Genomic DNA, 16,704 nt, shown 5'->3' with positions numbered 1-16,704 from the left:
TCCGCGGCGGGGTCGAGGCCGGCGCAGATGCCCAGGAGGAGCGACTCTCCGGGCAGGGCTCGAAGCAGGGCCTGGTGGTAGCCGCGGACAACGCCCTTGTCCTTGTCGGGCCGGAACCCGTAGGACAGCGGGTGGAGCAGGAAGTCCGCCCAGACCGTGCCGGTGCGGGTCCACCGGAGGTTGCCGGCGATGCTGCGGGTCGGCGAGAGCATCAGTTGTTCCTGGGAGTTGTGGGCGACGTCGGCGAGGACGCGGCGTTGTGGGCCAGCAGTGCCTGCACACCGCTGAGGGCAGGAGCCGGCGCTGCAGGCGCAGGGATCGGCGGGGTGGGCTGCGACGCTGCCGGTGCGGCCATCGGCTCCTGCGCTGGTGCCGTGTTCGACTGCTGCACGGCCGGTGCGGCCATCTCCCCGACGGTGGTGGGCGCGGGGCGTCGGTGGCCGAGGCTGCTGAGCGCTCTGGTCCGGCGGGGGCGCTTGACTTGCCGGGGCGAGGTCTCGGCCGGCTTCGCCCGGTGTGCCCCGGTGCGGACCGACTCGGCCACCGGCTCGGCCTGGGCCGCGGGCGCCGGCTCATCGGCCGCAGCCGGCCGGGCGCCGGGTGCCGGTTCGGTGGCCTTGGCCTCGGCCGCGGGGAGGAAGACGGTCATCCGATGCTCGATGCGGTGTGGCCGCCGCAGGCGGACGGGCCGGCCACCCAGCCGGCCGGTGGTCGGCGCGCTGAGGGCCCTCCACGCTCCAGCTCCGATGGCCAGCGGGCTCCGGGACCCCAGCGGGATCTTGCCGAGGAGGAAGACCACGCCGTAGACGACGCCGGCCAGGAGCAGGCCGTTGCCGATCAGGCCGTAGTGCGCCCACAGGGATGTCGTCTTCAAGGCGATGAACAGCAGGGCGCCTGCGGTGGCGACCTGGGTGACCGTGTACGGCCCACCCGGGATGCGTGCACCATCCGGGGTCCTGCCGATCAGCTGAGGGAACCGGCGCGCACGGGTGTACCAACGCACGACCTGCTGGTTTGGGCCGTTCAGGGGGCCCTCAGCTCTGCTCATCGCCGTGTCGCTGTGCCGCGGTCAGACCGCGTGCCCGACGAGGACTGTGGAGTGGGTGGGATGGACGGTGAGGATGTTGCTGGTCGGCGCGCTGTTGATCTCGTTGCTGACCCGGCTCTGCAGGTCAGTCACGTTCCACACGGCGTAGACGAAGAGCGCCCCGGCCGCCGCGGCGATGACGATGGCCGCCACTGCGCCCTTGGTGGCGACGGCGCGGTAGATGATGAAGATGACAGCCACCACCACTGCGACGGCGCGCAGCAGGACCATCAGGGCGTCCACCTTCTCGGTGGCCAGGTCGAAGACGCCTTCGGAGGCGGCCTGGATGACCATCGGCCCCTGCTCGGCCAGGATCTGGGTGGTGCTCATGGGTCGGTCCTCTCTTCAGTTCAGCGGGTGGGCGAGGTGCCCGGGCTGGTCGTGGGGTCGGTCGTGGGAGACGGAGCCGGAACAGGGCCGGTCGATGACGGCTGGCTCGTCGAGCTGGACGTCGAGCTGGACGCCGACTGGTCGGCGGCCAACCAGGGGGCCGGCTCCATCGAGCGCACCTCCCACCGCCCTTCCCGAGCGGTGAGGGCGAGGGAGTACTGCACCGAGATGGCCTGGCCGGCCGCTGACCTGGCCTCCGCGGTGACCAGCTGGTGCAACTCGTCGCCGTTGGCGGGCTCCTCGGGCAGATCTGCGGGGTTCTGGTCGACCAGGACGTTGCGGAGGCGGATCTCGGCGTAGGGCGCTGGGGTGATGGCTTCGATCTGGGTGCCGGGGCTGACGTAGCGGGTGACGTCACCGGCTCCGGTCAGGAGTGCGGCGAGGAACTCGGCGCTGGCGGTGCTGGCCGGATGCTGGTCCGGCAGTGTGTAGCGGTAGCCCAATCGGCCGGGCTCGGCGGTCGCCGGCGCGGCAACGGGGGCTGGAAGCGCTTCGGCGATCAGGGCGCCGGCGTCGTAGTGCACCGGGACGGTGAAGAAGCGGCGGATCGGGCCTGGTGCCTGTGCCGGATCCTGGCCTTCCACCGGTGGGGTGGTGACGGTGACCGCCACCGTGACCGCCCACCGACCATCGCCGGTGTCGACCAGAGCTGCCGGCGCCGGGTGGGCGACGCTCCAAGGCACCTCCGGCAGCGCGATGCCGGAGGCGTCGATGAAGGGCGCCAGCGACGCCTCCTCCCCGCGCGGGGTGGTCAGCCACGTGACCACGAAGTGCTCCGCGAACTGCTCGGCTGCGGCCTGCTCACTGGCGGTGTCGGAGACCTGCTGGGTCTGCGCGCTGGCCGCCGGCTGGGCGGTCAAGAACGCCACTCCCCCCAGCATCAGGCCCACCGGCCCGCAGGCCAGCGCCGTCCACAGCAGACCGGTAGCGCCCCGGGTGGCCCACGCCGATCCGCCGGTCCACTGCCCCTGCAGCCGGACGTCGCCGTCGGAGATCCCGCCGCCCTCGCCCGGGTCGGGGGTCGGGTCGCTGTCGACTCCTCGCCAGAACGTCAGCTTCACGCCACCTCACCGGTAGCCCAGGAGGTGCACCGGCGGGCGCTGTCGAACTGCGGGAGCGGAGCTTCTCCCGGGGTCGGCAGCGCACCGCCGGCGTCGATGGTCGGGATCTCGGTGGCGGGCACGGTCGGCGAGGTGACGGCCGTGCCTGTCGCGGCCGAAAGCCGGCGCAGCGCGGCCTGGGCTGAGCGGACGGGCTCACCCAGGAGCTGGCGCATCTCACCGAGGGCGTGCTCGTCGAGTGGGCGGGTCTTGAGTGCCTCCGCCGCGCGGTCGATCCGACGCTTCGCGGCGTGCACCAGCGCGGCATCGGAGAGACTGCATGCCCCGTCGTCGAGCTCGTCGTCCATGCTCTTACGCCTCCACCATTGGTCCCTGACACCCCAGGAAGGTGTTGGTGGCGGGGTGGTGTGACAGCGGTGGCACTTCTTTTTCCTACCGAGTTGCCTTCGCCTGCGGGCTAGACCTGATATGCCTCTGAGCAGGGCGTTTGTCTTGTTCGGGCACGTGGGCGAGGTGTCGGCGGCGCTGGGTCTGCCAGCGGACTGGGGCAGAGGTGAGCTCCGGGCAAGAGGTTGGGCAAGGGTGCCTGCTCAAGGTCAGGGGGTCCCAGCCGTACACGTGGATCGGAGCCCACCGTGTCGTCGTCCTCCTCCCCCTTGTCGGGCCGCAACGGCGGTGCCGCACTCAGCGGCGGCATCTTCGGCCAGCTGATCGACGAGTGGGCGCGGCTGTGCCAGCTGCCCTCCACCGCTCGCCAGCTGCGGCGCTGGAGCACCACCGAGGACGCGCTGGTCGGCTTCACCTCGCTGCAGCAACTGGTCACCGCCATCGACGAGGGCACCCGTGAAGAGGACGACATCTGGCTCGGGGCGCTCATCCGGCTGGCGCAGTCGGGCCAGACGATGGCCGGCCGGACGGTGCTGCAGGCGATGCTGCCCAAGCTGACCCGCTTCTCCCACACCACCCGACCGACCCGGGAGTGCACCGAACCCGAGGACCACCGCCACGTCATCGTGGCGAGCTTCTGGACCGTGCTGTCCAACTACCCCATTCACCGCCGCACCTCGCGGGTCGCCGCCGGCCTGGCCCTGGACACCCTGCACGCCCTCACCGCCGACACCCGCTCCGCGGCCGTGGAAATCCCGGTCGACGCCGACGCCCTGGACCACTGGGCCGACAACCTCTGCGAGGTTGAGCAGGGCGCACTCAGGGGGGACGACGAACTCAGTAGCGACGCCGACCTGCTTGAGGTCATCGCCTGGGGCATCGACTCCGGCGCGCTCTCTGGCGACGACGCCGCCGTCCTCGCCCGCGTCTACCTGCCCGAGGAAAGCAAGGCCGGCTCAGCCGCCATCGCCGCCGAGCTGGGACTGTCCCCCGCCGCGCTGCGTCAGCGCTGCAGCCGGGCCCGCCGCCGACTCATCGCCGCCGTCCAGGCCGACGCGCTCGGCCTCACTGCAGCGCCGGCCCGGGTGGGCGAAGCCTCCTTCGCCTGAACGCCGACGGCTGGCGAGCCCAACCGCCTTCCTCGACCCCCTCACCCGGTTTGGACACAGCGTCCGGCGCTGGCGCAGCCACCTCGACCGTCCCACGACCGGGTGATCTTGAGGTGTGGACGCTCAGCCAGCCGTGGCGCGACGTGATCCTCAAAGGGTGCCCGCACCTACCCTCCCCCGGTCTCAGGGCTCGCACGCGCCCGCTGCGCCGGGCGGTGTCCCGTTGGGTACAGACGCTGGCACCGCTCCCCGTTCACTTCGGGACGGCCCACCGTCCCCCGCCGCGTGGGCGGCCCGGTGGTGCTGGCTGTGGCAAGACGGTGGTCGACCAGTGTGCTCGTGGTGTACAGGTCTTAGCCCCTGCTTGGCGACCAGGTGACATATGTGGTGGCACAAATGGTGGCAGTCTGGTGGGAGCATGGTGTGCGCCACCTGTTAAGCATATGACCGCATGAGGGATGCCCCGTTGACGCTCACAGGCGGCTCTCATGCCCGTACCAGGGGGACTGGTTGGACCCTTTGGGCCTAGCAGTAAGCGCCTGCTGGGTGCCAGATTTGGGCGCGTTGACCACAAACTGGGGAGCCAGAGGCCTCCACCGGGCTACCGTCGCGCCGTTGATGACCAAGCCCGTGGGGGGCCAGCTGTCACAACACGGGAGGTCAAGCGACCTTTCCCCGGCGTGGAGGGCAGAAGACGTGGTCGATGACCTGAGCGATGACCGCTTGAGCCGAGTGGTCGCAGTGATCAACGGCAAGGGAGGGGTGGGCAAGACCTCGGTGACGGCCAACGTCGCCGGCCAGCTCGCTCAAGCCGGCTACAAGGTCCTCGCGGTCGACATCGACCTCAGCGGCAACCTCGGCCTCGATCTGGGTTACGTGGGCGACGCAAAGGACGACGGCGGCCAAGGCCTCGTCGATGCCGTGTGGCGCAGCAACCCCCTGCCGCTGATCGCCGACGTCCGGCCCTCGCTGGACGTCGTGCCCGGGGGGCGGCACCTGGAGATGCTCGCGGCCCTGGAGTCCACGCCCATGAGCACTGAGCTGCCCGGTGGGGGAGTGGCCACCGCCTTCGCCGCCCGCCTCGCCGACCTCGCCGAGGACTACGACCTGGTGCTGCTGGACTGCGCTCCGGGTAACCCGATCCTCCAGGACATGGCGCTGCACGCCGCCCGGTACGTGCTCATCCCCACCAAGACCGACGCCGCCGGCTGGGAAGGCCTGCGGATGGTCGGGCCCCGGGTGCGCAAGACACGCGGCAAGAACCCGGCGCTGACCTACCTCGGTGTGGTGCTCTTCGCCCACCAGACCAACGCCACCCGGGTCCGGGGCGCGACCAAGGCCCGGCTGGCCGAGGTCAGCGAGACCGTGCCGATGTTCGACAACTACATCCGACACTCCGAGACCGCCGCCCACGACTGCCGCCAGCGCGGCCAGCTGGCCCACGAGCTGGCCCGCGATGTGTCCAGCTCGACCCGGGAGCGGCTGAGCGCGCTGCGCACCCGCCGCGAGGGGGAGACCGTCGTCCCGCTGCCTGCGGCGCTGTCCGGCAGCGCCGACAGCCTGGCCGGGGACTACGCCGAAGTCGCTCGGGAGGTCCTACTCAGGATCAGTGCCCTCGAAGCGACCACGCCCATCAACAACGTCAGCGGCCGGTGAGCGCCGTGCCCACCTCCGAGCCCGGTGCCGCCCGGGCCTTCCCTGCCGGCCGGCTGTCTGACTTCGAGGACGCCGGCGAGTCCGGCGCCCAGGACTCCCGCTACCTGGCCGGGCTGCTCCCTCCCCGCCTCGCCCGCTCCCGCCCGGCCGGCGTCTCGGTCGAAGATCCCGCGACACCGGCGCCCGCAGCCGAGCCCGAGACCCCTGATGAGGGCTCGGCGGCCGGCGCAGCCGAGCCCGACACTGCGACCGACGAGCAGAGCTCCGACGGAGAACCTGACGTCGCCCAGGCAGCCGCCGCCACGACGAGCGCGGCCATTGACCGCCTGGGCGCCGACATCCGGACCACCCGGTCTCCGCACAAGCGCGCCGGGCGACGCGCAGGGACCCCGCCGGCCCCTGCCGCCGCCGTCACGGCGCCCACCGCTGGTGACCCCGCCGCCGAGCTCAGCACGGAGGCGCCCGGTACCGAGGAGCCCGCCGGGGAGAAGCCCGGCGCCGCCGACAACAAGCTCCGCGCCAGCAACGTGCACGTCCCCGCCAGCTTCATGCCGCGGCTGGCCAAGGCCCGCACCGAGCGCAAGTTGTCCAACGGGGAGTGGGTGATCGTCGCCCTGGAGGCCACCCACGACCAGCTGGACGGCCTGATCCGTCCCCAGCCCACCGGCGGCAGCCTGTTCGCCCCCCGCGCCACCCGGGCCGCACGCACCTACGACGGGCCGCTGACCCCCTACAACATCCGTCTCCGCGAGGCGGACTACGCGGTCATCGACCAGCTGGTCGAGAAGTTCGGGGCCAGCTCCCGGGGCCACCTGATCACCGTCGCCTTCGACGCCTTCCTCCCTGACCTCTGAGACACGCAGGAGCCTTCATGCCCGCCCGTACCGAGCCACGCACCGGTGCCGCGCAGCCGACGACGAGTGGAACGCCGGCCGACCCCGGCACTGCACGCTTCGGCGACGGCTCCACCGCGACGGCGGTCGCAGCGCCCAAGCTGCGGCGAAGGACTGGGCTGATCGCTCTGGGCATCGCGCTGGTCGCCCTGGGCAGCATCGGTGCGGCCTACCTGACCACCGTGGTGGGCAACACCACCGCGGTCATCGCCGTCGGTCAAGACGTCGAGCGCGGCTCGGTCATCGAGGCTCAGGACCTGACGGTGGCCCAGATCAACAGCGACCCGGCCCTGCAGACCGTCCCCCAGTCGCAGCTGGACTCCCTCATCGGACAGCGGGCCGCGGTCGACCTGGCTGCCGGCAGCGTGCTCACGCCCTCCTCTACGACCACCGAGGTGATCCCCGCCCAGGGGCAGTCGTTGGTCGGGGTCTCCCTCACTCCGGCGCAGCTGCCCGGACAGCCGCTGCTCACCGGCGATGAGGTGCGCGTCATCGCCACTCCGCGCGACCAGGAGGACGTGCCCGCCACCGCGCCAGCGTCGTACACAGCAACCGTCGTGGGGGTGCGGACCCTCGATGACCTCGGCCAGGTGGTCGTCGACGTGACCGTCCCCGCGGCCACCGCGGGACCGCTGGCCGCTCAGGTCGCCACCGGCAGGATTGCGCTCGTCCTCGACGCAGGAGCCTCCTGATGACCGTCATCGCGCTCACGTCCGCGCGCGGGGCCCCAGGGGTGACCACCACCGCCCTGGCACTGACCGCGGCCTGGCCCCGGCCGGTGCTGCTCCTCGAGGCCGACGTCTCCGGCAGCAGCAGCATCCTGGCCGGCTACCTCGGCGGGACGCGGCCGCACGACAAGGGGCTGGTCGACCTGGCCGTCGCGTTGCGCGCCGACCGGCTGCTGGCCGGGCTCCGGGAGAGCTCGATCGACCTGCCCGGGGAGAAAAAGTGGTTGGTCCCGGCGCTGACCAGCCCCCTGCAAGCCCCCACCCTGCGCCCGGTCTGGGACCCGCTGGCCGTGGTCCTCAGCGGCCTGTCCCGGGAGGGGATGGACGTCATCGTCGACGCCGGCCGGCTCGGCGCTGAGCACGGCCCTCAGCCACTGCTGCGGCAGGCCGACGTCACCCTGCTGGTGACCCGCACGTCCCTTCCGGCGATCGCGGCCACCCGGGCGCGCACCCGCCAGCTGCTGGACGACCTGACCCAGCGAGGCACCGGAGCCGATGGCCTGGGGCTGCTGGTCGTGGGGGAGGGGCAGCCCTACACCGCGCGCGAGCTCGGCACCGCCGTCGACGTCCCGGTCGTGGCCGCCATCGCCTGGGACCCGGTGCACGCCGAGGTCTACAGCCTGGGGTCCAAGGCCAGGAAGCTGGAGACCTCCTCGCTGACTCGAAGCGTCGCCTCCGCCGCCAGCGCCATCACCCAGCTGGCCGCCGACCGGCGCACCCGCTTGACCCCCGGAACGCTCGTGCACGGAGGAGAAGTCCATGCCTGAGCACGCATCTGCTCCCGACCGCCCCAGCCTGGCCGATCTCCCGCTGTTCGCCGGCAGCACAGCGACGACCGCTGCATCCGCGGCTCACCAGCCCGCTGAGACCTCCTCGACAGCTCTGCCCGCCCGAAGCACCTGGATCACCGATCCGCGTGCCCTGGCCGGCCCTTCTGCGCCGGCGGCATCCGAGTCCACCGGACTGGATCTGCCCGCCCCCGTGGCCAGCGCGTCCGAGCTCCTGCCCGAGATCGTTCCCGAGGACCTTCCCGCAGGCGATGAGGAGACGTTGGACTGGTCGCTGGTCCGTGCCTTCCGCGGTCAGGCCGCAGAACGGCTCTCCGGTGCCCTGGAGAACCGCGGGACCATGGACGATGCTTCCCAGCGCGAGCTCGGACGCAGCATCGTCACCGAGCTGCTGCGTGACCGCATCGACGAGCAGATGGTCGCCGGTGGGTCGACCATCACCGTCGCCCAGCAGCAACGCCTGGCCACAGCCATCTTCGACAGCCTTTTCGGGCTGGGCCGGCTACAGCCCCTGGTCGATGACCCCGAGGTCGAGAACATCGAGATCAACGGCTTCGACAACGTCGTCTTGCAGTACAGCGACGGCCGCCTCGAGTACGGGCCCCCGGTCGCGGACTCCGACGAAGAGCTCGTCGACTTCCTGCAGTTCCTCGCCAGCCGCTCGCAGTCCAACGAGCGGCCCTTCAGCCCAGCCAGCCCCGAGCTGCACCTGCGCCTGGACGGCGGCTCCCGCCTGGCCGCCAACGCCTGGATCACCCCGCGACCGGCAGTGGTCATCCGACTGCACCGGCTGCGCAAGGTGACCCTGGGCGACCTGGTCGCCCGCGGAATGTTCGACGAGGAGATGGCCTCTCTGCTGCGCGCCGCGGTGCGGGCACGCCTGAGCATCGTCGTCAGCGGCCCCCAGGGCGCGGGGAAGACCACGCTGCTGCGCGCGCTGTGCGCCGAGCTGGACCCGTGGGAGCGACTGGGCACGCTGGAGACCGAGTACGAGCTGCACCTGCACGAACTTCCCGAGCAGCACAAGCGGATCACCGCGTGGGAAGCCCGCCCGGGCAGCGGTGAGCGCGGGGCCGACGGCCGGTCGGCTGGAGAGATCACCTTGGACCAGATCGTCTACGGGTCCTTCCGGTTCAACCTCGAGCGCTTCGTGGTCGGGGAGGTCCGCGGCAAGGAGGTCTTGGCGATGTTCAAAGCCATGCAGGGTGGCGCTGGGTCGATGTCGACCACCCACGCAGACAACGCTCGCGGCGCCATCGACCGGCTGGCCACCCTGGCCATGGAAGCCGGACCTCACGTGTCGGAGGCTTTCGCCTACCGCCAGATCGCCGAGCACATCGACCTGATCGTCCAGATCAACCTCGAGCACGGTGACTCCGCCGACGGGAGCCCGCCGGTGCGCAAGCGCTACATCACCGAGATCCTGCACGTCGAGCGCGGGGAGAACAGCCAGCCTGCCACCACCCACGTGTACGCCCCCGGCCCCGACGGGCGAGCTCAGCCCGGCGTGCTCCCGCAGCCGCTGGCCGGACTGGTGAAGTTCGGCTTCGATGCCCCGTCGTTCACCGAGAGCCGGGCGGCATGACGCCGCTGTTGGCTGCCATGGCGGCGATCAGTCTGCTCGGTGGACTGCTGCTCATCGGCTCAGGGCTCCGCCCGCGCCTCGCACTGCCCGCCCCGACATCGACGACGCTGATCAACAACCGGCTGCGCGACCTGTTCACCCGGGGCGGCCCAGGCAGCAGACGCAGCCGACTGCTGCTCATCGGCGGGATCGTGGCCGGTGCACTGCTGTGGCTGCTGACCGGCTGGGTGGTCGCCATCCTCATCGTCCCGGTGTTCGCCCTGCTGCTGCCCACCCTGCTGGTCAGCACTGACAACGCCGCGGCCATCAACCGGCTGGAAGCGCTGGAGGAGTGGACGCGCAGCCTCGCCGGCGTCCTGACCGTCGGCGTCGGACTCGAGCAGGCCCTGATCGCCACCCTGAAGTCCACACCCGACGCCATTCGGCCCGAGGTCGCCACCATGGTGGCTCGGCTGCGTGCCCGCTGGAGCACCGAGGACGTGTTGCGGGCCTTCGCCGATGACCTCAACGACGTCACCGGCGACCAGATCGCCAGCAGCCTGATGCTCGCCGCCCGGCGGCGCGGCAGCGGGCTGGCCACTGTGCTGGAAGGACTGGCGGAGACCGTGGCCGACGCCGTGCGGACCCGCCGGACGATCGAGGCCGATCGGGCCAAGCCCCGATCCACCGCCCGCTGGGTCACCCTCATCACCCTCGTGGCTCTGGGGCTGCTGGTCGTCAACGGCTCCTACGTCCAGCCCTACGGCACCGCGCTGGGCCAGCTGGTGCTCCTGCTGCTGCTGGGCTGCTACCTGGGCTGCCTGATGTGGATGCGCAACATCGCCAAGCACCGGCCACTGCCCCGCTTCCTGGGAGCAAGCGTCGCAGAGCGGGAGGAGGTGGCGTGAGCACTCTGCAGGCAGCGCTCCTGGCCGGTGGAACAGTCGGGCTGGGGCTGGCCCTCATCGTGTGGCGGCTGGCACCGGCCCACCCGCAGCTCGCCGGTGCACTCCAGCGACTTGCTCCCGACCGTGCTCAGCAGAAGCTGCCCGACATCGCGCACGGCACGACGGTGCAGGACCGCCTCGGGTTCTGGGTCCAGCGCAACGCCCCGAGCATCTCCCTGGGCCGGACCCCGACCCGTGAACTGGCCATGCTGCGCATCCCCGTGCACCGCTACTACGGGGAGAAGGCGCTCTTCTTCGGCATCGGCCTGGTCTTTCCTGCCCTGGCCGCGGGCCTGCTGGCCAGCCTGGGCGTCCACGCCCCGATCGTCGTGCCGCTGGGGGTCAGCCTGGCGCTGGCCGTGGCGATGTCCTTTGTGCCCGACTACAACGCCCGGTCCGACGCCAAGGGCGCCCGGGCTGAGTTCAGCCACGCCCTGTCGGCCTACATCGACCTCGTCGCCCTCGAGCGGCACAGCGGGTCGGGCAGCACCCAGGCCCTGGAGGTCGCCGCGCAGGTCGGTGACAGCTGGGTCTTCCAACGGCTGCGTGAGGAGCTGGCCCGTGCGCGCTGGTCGGGTACCCCGCCCTGGGACGCCCTGACTGACCTCTCCAGCGAGCTGGGGCTGCCGGAGCTGGCCGAGCTGGCCGACATCATGCGGCTCTCGGGCGAGGAGGGCTCCACGGTGTACGCGACCCTGCGCGCCCGCTCGGCCAGCATGCGCAACGCGCTGCTGTCTCAGGAGCTGTCGGCAGCCAACGTCGACGGGGAGCGGATGACGGTGCCGGTGACGGCGCTGGCCATGGTCTTCCTGGCCCTGCTGGCTTTCCCCGCGGTCCTGCGCATCGTCGAGAGCGCGTGAACACGATCGGGTGAACGGAGCTGCTCTGGCGCCCTGAGCAGCACAGATAGACCACACCGAATACGGATCCTGGCCCCACCTGTCACAGAATGGGCCGCGCGTGCACCTTCCCAACCTGAGAAGAGTGCCCAACGAGAGAGGTGCGGACCACCATGATCCAGTTCTACGCAACCCTGATGACCGTGCTGGCCGGCGGCAGGGAGGAGCTCACGTCTCGCTTCGCCGAGCTTCGCGAGAATCGTGAGCGCGGTTCCCTGACCGTCGAGCAGGCGATCGTTACCGGGCTGCTCGTCGTCGCGGCGCTCGCCCTGATGGTGATCATCGCCAACGCGGTCACCAGCCGCTCGGCCAGCATCCAGTAACGCTCGTGGACACCCATGCAGATCGTGCGCAGCAGCCGCGGAGCTGGCTGCGCGACGAGCGTGGGTCCGCGACGCTCAGCCTGGCCATCGTGTTCCCGGTGGTCTTGCTGCTGATCTTCACCGCCGTGCAGGGCGGGTTGTACTACTACGCCCGCAGCGTGGCCCTGGCCGCGGCCGAGGAGGGCCTGCGTGATGCGCGCGCTGAGGGCGGCACCAGCGCCGCTGGCGCGCAGCGGGCCCAGACCTTCCTCGCCGACGCCGGCGGGGCCTCGGTCCTGGAGAACCCCGCGGTGACGACCTCGCGCAACGCCACCAACACCAGCGTGACCGTCGTTGGCAACGCCCCCAGCGTCCTGCCCGGCGTCAGCTTCCCGGTCTCTCAGACCGCATCCGGTCCGATCGAGCGGGTGACTCTCCCGTGAAGCTGGTCCGGCGGCTGGCGCGCAGGCTGCGATTGGGGGAGGAGACCGGGTCGATCCCCCTTGAGCTGGCCATCCTGGCCCCCGCGGGACTGCTGATCATCAGCGTGGTGATCTTCGCCGGGCGGGTGGCCTTGGCCCATCAGTCACTGGACGGCGCGGCGGCGTCGGCAGCCCGCGAGGCCTCGATCTCGCGCACCCAGCCGGCCGCGAACTCGGCAGCGACCGCGGCCGCCGCACAGGCGCTGATCCAGCAGGGGCTGGACTGCGCAACGACATCGGTGTCGGTGGACACCACCGGCTTCGCATCTCCGGCCGGAACGCCGGCCTCCATCACAGCCACCGTGACCTGCGTGGTGCCGCTGGCCGACCTCGCCATCCCTGGCCTCCCGGGGAGCATGACGATCACCGGCAACGCCAGCAGCCCGCTCGATATCTACCGGGAGCGCTGATGAAGTCGCCTGACCTGTCCTGCGGAGACGAGCGCGGCTCGATCGCACCGTTCTTCGCCGTCGCCACCTTGGCTCTGATGGTGATGATCGGCCTGGTCGTCGACGGTGGCGGGAAGGTTCGGGCGCTACAGCGGGCCGACGCGGTGGCCGGGGAAGCTGCCCGGGCCGGCGGGCAGGCGATCGTAGCCAGCACCGCGGTCCGCGGTCAGGGCGCGGTGGCCGACCCGGTACGGGCTCGTCAGGCCGCCCAGGACTATCTCGCCGCAGCCGAGGTCCCCGGCACCGTCTCAATCATCAATGGCACCCGCCTGCGGGTGGAGACCACCATCGACTACCAGCCCGTCTTCCTGGACCTGATCGGCGTCGGGACCATGACCTCCACCGGCGCCGCTGAAGTCCGGCTCGTCGAGGTCCTGAACGGAGAGGTCAACCCGTGAGCCGCCCGTCATCGACCACGTCCCGGCTGCGCGGGCTGTTGGCGCTGGTCCTGCTGCTGGTGGCCCTGGTCGGCATCCCTGCCGGCTTGCTGGTGGCCGGCGGGAACCCGCTGCCCTCCAGTGTGCCCAGCCTCAGCGACGTCACCGACGCTTTGTCCCGACCCGACAACGGCGAGATCTTCTTGAGCGTGCTGCTGATCGTGGGCTGGCTGGCCTGGCTCTTCTTCGCACTCTGCGTCCTGGTCGAGTTCGGTGCTCAGCTCCGGGGCCTTCCCGCGCCTCGCCTGCCCGGACTGGGCCTGCAGCAGACCGCGGCCCGCGGTCTGGTCGCAGCGGTCATCGCCCTGTTCATCGCCGCCCCTGGCGTGGCCAACGCAGCAACGATCGACGGGACCGACGCCGCTCCTGCGGCGTCGGTCTCCCAGCAGGTCGACCCCGGGCCGGCTACCGAGCCGGCCACCGGGCAGCTGGTCACCCCCGGGGTCGCCGAAGACCAGCCGGCCGCGGCAGCACCCGCGACGTCGACGCGGACCCACCACGTGCAGGCGGGGGAGACGTTGTGGTCGATCGCTGAGCAGCAGCTGGGCGATGGCATGCGCTGGCCCGAGATCGCGGCGCTGAACCGCGGAGTCACCCAGGCCGATGGCAACGCACTCAGCGACTCGCACTGGGTGAACACCGGCTGGACGTTGACCCTGCCCACCGCCGCCGGCGAGACCGCCCAGGCCTCGACGGCCTACATCGTCCAGCCGGGCGACACCCTCTCCGAGATCGCGCAGCAGGAGCTGGGCAGCGCCGACCGGTTCGGGGAGATCGTCGCGGCAAGCAGCTCCATCGAGCAGCCCGGTGGTGCTCGCCTCACCGACCCCGACGTCATCGGTGTCGGCTGGACCCTCAAGGTGCCGAAGGCGGCGCCCGCCTCCGCACCGGCACCGGTGGGAGATCAGCTGCCGGCACCGGTGGAAGAGCAGGCACCCGCGCCTGCACCGGCGGACGAGCCCGCCCCGGCACCGGCGGACGAACAGCCACCCGCCCCGGCAGACGAGCAAGCGCCCACACCCGCTCCCGCTCCCGCTTCCGCTTCCGCTTCCGCTTCCGCCGGCGACTCGCAACCCGACGCCGGCGACGCCGAACTGACCGCGGTCGACGAGAGCTACCCGGTGCGCACCGTCGCCGGCGTCGGCTCGCTGCTGGCCGCTGGCGTGCTCGGCTTGATCGCGGTGCGCCGCGGCGCCCAGCAGCGCCGACGCCAGCCCGGACAGACCATCCCGCTGCCCACCGGCGCCGCCGCGGCCGTCGAGCAAGAACTGCGGGCCACCGCTGACCCGCTGAGCGTCGAGACCGTGGACCTCGCCCTGCGCTCGCTGGCCCAGGACTGCACGACGTCGGGCCGGCCGCTGCCCGCCGTGCGCGCCGCGCGGCTGACCGCCACCCAGTTCGACCTCTACCTCGCCGAGCCGGCCCAGCTGCCCGGGCCGTGGGACGGGACGATCGACGCGACGGTATGGACCCTGCCCGTCGACGCCGCCGCCAGCCTCGACGCCGCGTTGGTCGCCGGCGTCCCGGCCCCCTTCCCCTCGCTGGTGACCATCGGCCACGACGAGGAGGGCGGGCACGTCCTGCTGGACTTGGAGTTCCTCGGTGCGCTGGGCATCCGCGGCGGGGAGGAGGAGACGCGCGAGGTCCTCGCCGCGATCGCCATCGAGCTGGCTACCAGTCGCTGGGCGGATGACCTGCAGATCACCGTCGTGGGCGCCTACCCCGAGCTGGAGGACACCCTCCAGACCGGGCGCATCCGGTACCTGCCGGCCGCCGGCCGGATCCTCGACGAGCTCACCGAGCGGGCCGCACGCGACCGGCAGGCCCTGCTCGCCGGCGCCGGAGACCTCGCCAACGCCCGTGTGGCTGCCGATGGCGCGGACCTGTGGACCCCGGAGATCGTGCTGCTGACCGGGGAGGTCACCGACACCCAGCGGGCTCAGCTCGAGCACCTCATCGACCAGCTGCCTCGCGTGGCCGTCGCCGCGGTGACCGCCGGCCCGCCGGTGCACGGCGGGTGGGGTCTGCGGATCGAGAAAGACACCGCGGTCCTCGAGCCGATCGGCCTGCAAGTCACCCCCCAGCGCCTGGAGGACGCGACCTACCTGCAGCTGCTCGAAGTCGTGTCCCTCACCGACGAGCAGCCCGAGGGGAAGCCGGCCACCGCCCCCGAGCCGACCCTGGCCGACGTACCCGACGTCGCGGAGCCCGGCGACCTGGACCCCGCGATCGCCGACCTGGACTGGTCGACCCCCGGGCACCTCTCGCCCACCCTCATCAGCTCCATCGACACCGTGCAGCGGGCTGACTCCTTCGTCGTCCCGGCCGACGACACCTCGGCCAGCTCCCGCCGCCACCTCGAAGCCTCCCAGGACGACGCCGAGCAGGGGGCGCAGCCCACCGAGAAGTTCGGGGTCGTCTCCGACGTCGACGACCAGCGTCCCGACGCTGAGCACCGGGTGGAGGCGTCGCCGGCTGACCTCTCGGCCGACAACCAGGACGAGGCGCCAGCGGACAACCGCGTCGACCACCCCCCGTGCACCGGGTCGACCGCCTGGACCGCCCCGGTCGATGGCCCAAGCACCACCGCGGCCGACGCCGACGAGCCGACCGCCGAGGACGTCGCCCCGATCGCTGCGGTCGTCGACGCCGAGCAGCCGGCCAAGCTCGCCGTGGCGACCACCGACGAGGAGGCCGAGCGCCTGGCCGAGGCCGTGGAGCTCCGCCCCCGCACCGGGCCCCGGATCCTGTTCCTGGGACCGGTCGAAATCGACCAGGCCACCGGCCCCGTCGAGCCCAGCAAGCGAGCCAGCCTCACCGAGCTGGCCGCCTTCCTTGCGCTCAACCCCGGGCGCAGCCACGAAGCCATCGACGCCGCCCTCTGGCCGGGCAGGACCGTCTCACTCGCGGCCCGCAACACCGCCGTGAGCAAGCTGCGCCGCTGGCTCGGCAAGACGTTGACCGGTGAGGACCACCTGCCTCGCTACCAGGCCTCGGTGGGCTACCAGCTGGGCGACACCGTCACCACGGACTGGCAGCTGTGGCAGCAGCTGATGCCCGTGGGCCCCGTCGGCGCTACCACCCCCGAGCTGGAGGCCGCGCTGCAGCTGGTCCGCGGCACACCGATCGGCGGCGTCAAGGCCAGGCGCTACGCCTGGGCCGAGCAGACCCGCCAGGAGATGGTCGCCGCCATCGTCGACGCCTCCTACGAACTCGCCCGCCGGCGCGTCATGGAGGGCAGGTGGCGTGATGCCACCCAGGCCGCGGTCGTCGGCCTCACCGTCGAGCCCGGCCTGGAGCGGCTGGCCCGGCTCCGCATCCTCGCCGCGCACTCAGCCGGCAACAGGGCCGAGGAGGAGAAGGCGATCGCCCAGCTGCTCGCCGTAGCCGAGGACCTGGGCGGAGACCTGGAAGAGCAGACCGAGAAGCTCTTGGCCGACCTGGCCGACCCAAACCGTGCCAACCACCTCACCGCGAGCGCGCTGTGACGAACATGGCGCTGAGCGACCCACGAAGCAGCCACTG

Annotated in this window: 18 protein-coding genes; 13 read left to right on the top strand and 5 right to left on the bottom strand. The window is 71.8% G+C overall.

Annotation, left to right across the window (positions count from 1 at the left end; genetic code table 11):
• The 5 genes from FB380_RS23550 to FB380_RS23530 form a co-directional block, all read right to left on the bottom strand.
• On the bottom strand, positions 1-212 hold a 212-nt coding region (locus tag FB380_RS23550; protein WP_166757801.1), incomplete at its 3' end, for a hypothetical protein.
• Positions 212-1,003, bottom strand: coding sequence for a hypothetical protein (locus FB380_RS23545; RefSeq protein WP_166757800.1), 792 nt, complete (start codon positions 1,001-1,003; stop codon positions 212-214). The genes FB380_RS23550 and FB380_RS23545, both read right to left, overlap by 1 nt.
• A gap of 66 nt (positions 1,004-1,069) precedes the next feature.
• Positions 1,070-1,417: a hypothetical protein gene (locus tag FB380_RS23540; RefSeq protein WP_166757799.1), complete on the bottom strand. Its 348-nt coding sequence runs from the start codon at positions 1,415-1,417 to the stop codon at positions 1,070-1,072.
• A 20-nt stretch (positions 1,418-1,437) separates the two neighbouring features.
• Entirely contained in the window at positions 1,438-2,538 is a 1,101-nt protein-coding gene (locus tag FB380_RS23535; protein WP_166757798.1) for a conjugal transfer protein, read from the bottom strand.
• A complete protein-coding gene (locus FB380_RS23530) occupies positions 2,535-2,885 on the bottom strand; it encodes a hypothetical protein (protein WP_166757797.1) in 351 nt (116 codons plus the stop codon). The genes FB380_RS23535 and FB380_RS23530 overlap by 4 nt, the downstream gene beginning before the upstream one ends.
• A 288-nt stretch (positions 2,886-3,173) precedes the next feature.
• On the opposite strand from FB380_RS23530, the gene FB380_RS23525 reads away from it, so the two are divergent.
• From FB380_RS23525 to FB380_RS23465, 13 genes are all read left to right on the top strand, one after another.
• On the top strand, positions 3,174-4,034 hold the full coding sequence (locus tag FB380_RS23525) for a hypothetical protein (protein WP_166757796.1): 861 nt from the start codon (positions 3,174-3,176) through the stop codon (positions 4,032-4,034).
• A 732-nt stretch (positions 4,035-4,766) separates the two neighbouring features.
• A complete protein-coding gene (locus FB380_RS23520; RefSeq protein WP_229682348.1) occupies positions 4,767-5,690 on the top strand; it encodes a ParA family protein in 924 nt (307 codons plus the stop codon).
• A complete protein-coding gene (locus FB380_RS23515) occupies positions 5,687-6,544 on the top strand; it encodes a hypothetical protein (protein WP_166757794.1) in 858 nt (285 codons plus the stop codon). Before FB380_RS23520 ends, FB380_RS23515 begins: the two co-directional genes overlap by 4 nt.
• Positions 6,545-6,561: 17 nt before the next feature.
• Positions 6,562-7,275, top strand: a complete 714-nt coding sequence (locus tag FB380_RS23510) for an SAF domain-containing protein (RefSeq protein WP_166757793.1) — start codon at positions 6,562-6,564, stop codon at positions 7,273-7,275.
• Entirely contained in the window at positions 7,275-8,078 is an 804-nt protein-coding gene (locus FB380_RS23505; protein ID WP_166757792.1) for a CpaE/TadZ family protein, read from the top strand. The genes FB380_RS23510 and FB380_RS23505 overlap by 1 nt, the downstream gene beginning before the upstream one ends.
• 214 nt (positions 8,079-8,292) lie before the next feature.
• Positions 8,293-9,684, top strand: a complete 1,392-nt coding sequence (locus tag FB380_RS23500; protein WP_208384077.1) for a TadA family conjugal transfer-associated ATPase — start codon at positions 8,293-8,295, stop codon at positions 9,682-9,684.
• Positions 9,681-10,571 carry a type II secretion system F family protein gene (locus tag FB380_RS23495; protein ID WP_166757790.1) on the top strand — a complete coding sequence of 297 codons (891 nt, stop codon included), beginning with the start codon at positions 9,681-9,683 and terminating at the stop codon, positions 10,569-10,571. Before FB380_RS23500 ends, FB380_RS23495 begins: the two co-directional genes overlap by 4 nt.
• On the top strand, positions 10,568-11,470 hold the full coding sequence (locus FB380_RS23490) for a type II secretion system F family protein (protein ID WP_166757789.1): 903 nt from the start codon (positions 10,568-10,570) through the stop codon (positions 11,468-11,470). The genes FB380_RS23495 and FB380_RS23490 overlap by 4 nt, the downstream gene beginning before the upstream one ends.
• 152 nt (positions 11,471-11,622) lie before the next feature.
• Positions 11,623-11,832: a hypothetical protein gene (locus FB380_RS23485; protein ID WP_229682345.1), complete on the top strand. Its 210-nt coding sequence runs from the start codon at positions 11,623-11,625 to the stop codon at positions 11,830-11,832.
• A gap of 5 nt (positions 11,833-11,837) precedes the next feature.
• Entirely contained in the window at positions 11,838-12,254 is a 417-nt protein-coding gene (locus FB380_RS23480; RefSeq protein ID WP_166757788.1) for a TadE/TadG family type IV pilus assembly protein, read from the top strand.
• Positions 12,251-12,703 carry a TadE/TadG family type IV pilus assembly protein gene (locus tag FB380_RS23475; RefSeq protein ID WP_208384076.1) on the top strand — a complete coding sequence of 151 codons (453 nt, stop codon included), beginning with the start codon at positions 12,251-12,253 and terminating at the stop codon, positions 12,701-12,703. The genes FB380_RS23480 and FB380_RS23475 overlap by 4 nt, the downstream gene beginning before the upstream one ends.
• Entirely contained in the window at positions 12,703-13,140 is a 438-nt protein-coding gene (locus tag FB380_RS23470; RefSeq protein WP_166757787.1) for a TadE/TadG family type IV pilus assembly protein, read from the top strand. The genes FB380_RS23475 and FB380_RS23470 overlap by 1 nt, the downstream gene beginning before the upstream one ends.
• Entirely contained in the window at positions 13,137-16,667 is a 3,531-nt protein-coding gene (locus FB380_RS23465; protein WP_166757786.1) for a LysM peptidoglycan-binding domain-containing protein, read from the top strand. Before FB380_RS23470 ends, FB380_RS23465 begins: the two co-directional genes overlap by 4 nt.
• The last annotated feature ends 37 nt before the right edge of the window (positions 16,668-16,704 follow it).

This window comes from Modestobacter marinus (assembly GCF_011758655.1).
GTDB classification, from domain to species: domain Bacteria; phylum Actinomycetota; class Actinomycetes; order Mycobacteriales; family Geodermatophilaceae; genus Modestobacter; species Modestobacter marinus.
Note: the sequence above shows the minus strand (reverse complement) of the source record. Positions and strands in the feature narration are given on the sequence as shown.

Coding starts and splice junctions, on each gene's coding strand:
- FB380_RS23540 (WP_166757799.1), bottom strand. CDS start 1,417: ATGAGCACCACCCAGATCCTGGCCGAGCAGGGGCCGATGGTCATCCAG.
- FB380_RS23530 (WP_166757797.1), bottom strand. CDS start 2,885: ATGGACGACGAGCTCGACGACGGGGCATGCAGTCTCTCCGATGCCGCG.
- FB380_RS23510 (WP_166757793.1), top strand. CDS start 6,562: ATGCCCGCCCGTACCGAGCCACGCACCGGTGCCGCGCAGCCGACGACG.
- FB380_RS23505 (WP_166757792.1), top strand. CDS start 7,275: ATGACCGTCATCGCGCTCACGTCCGCGCGCGGGGCCCCAGGGGTGACC.
- FB380_RS23495 (WP_166757790.1), top strand. CDS start 9,681: ATGACGCCGCTGTTGGCTGCCATGGCGGCGATCAGTCTGCTCGGTGGA.
- FB380_RS23485 (WP_229682345.1), top strand. CDS start 11,623: ATGATCCAGTTCTACGCAACCCTGATGACCGTGCTGGCCGGCGGCAGG.
- FB380_RS23470 (WP_166757787.1), top strand. CDS start 12,703: ATGAAGTCGCCTGACCTGTCCTGCGGAGACGAGCGCGGCTCGATCGCA.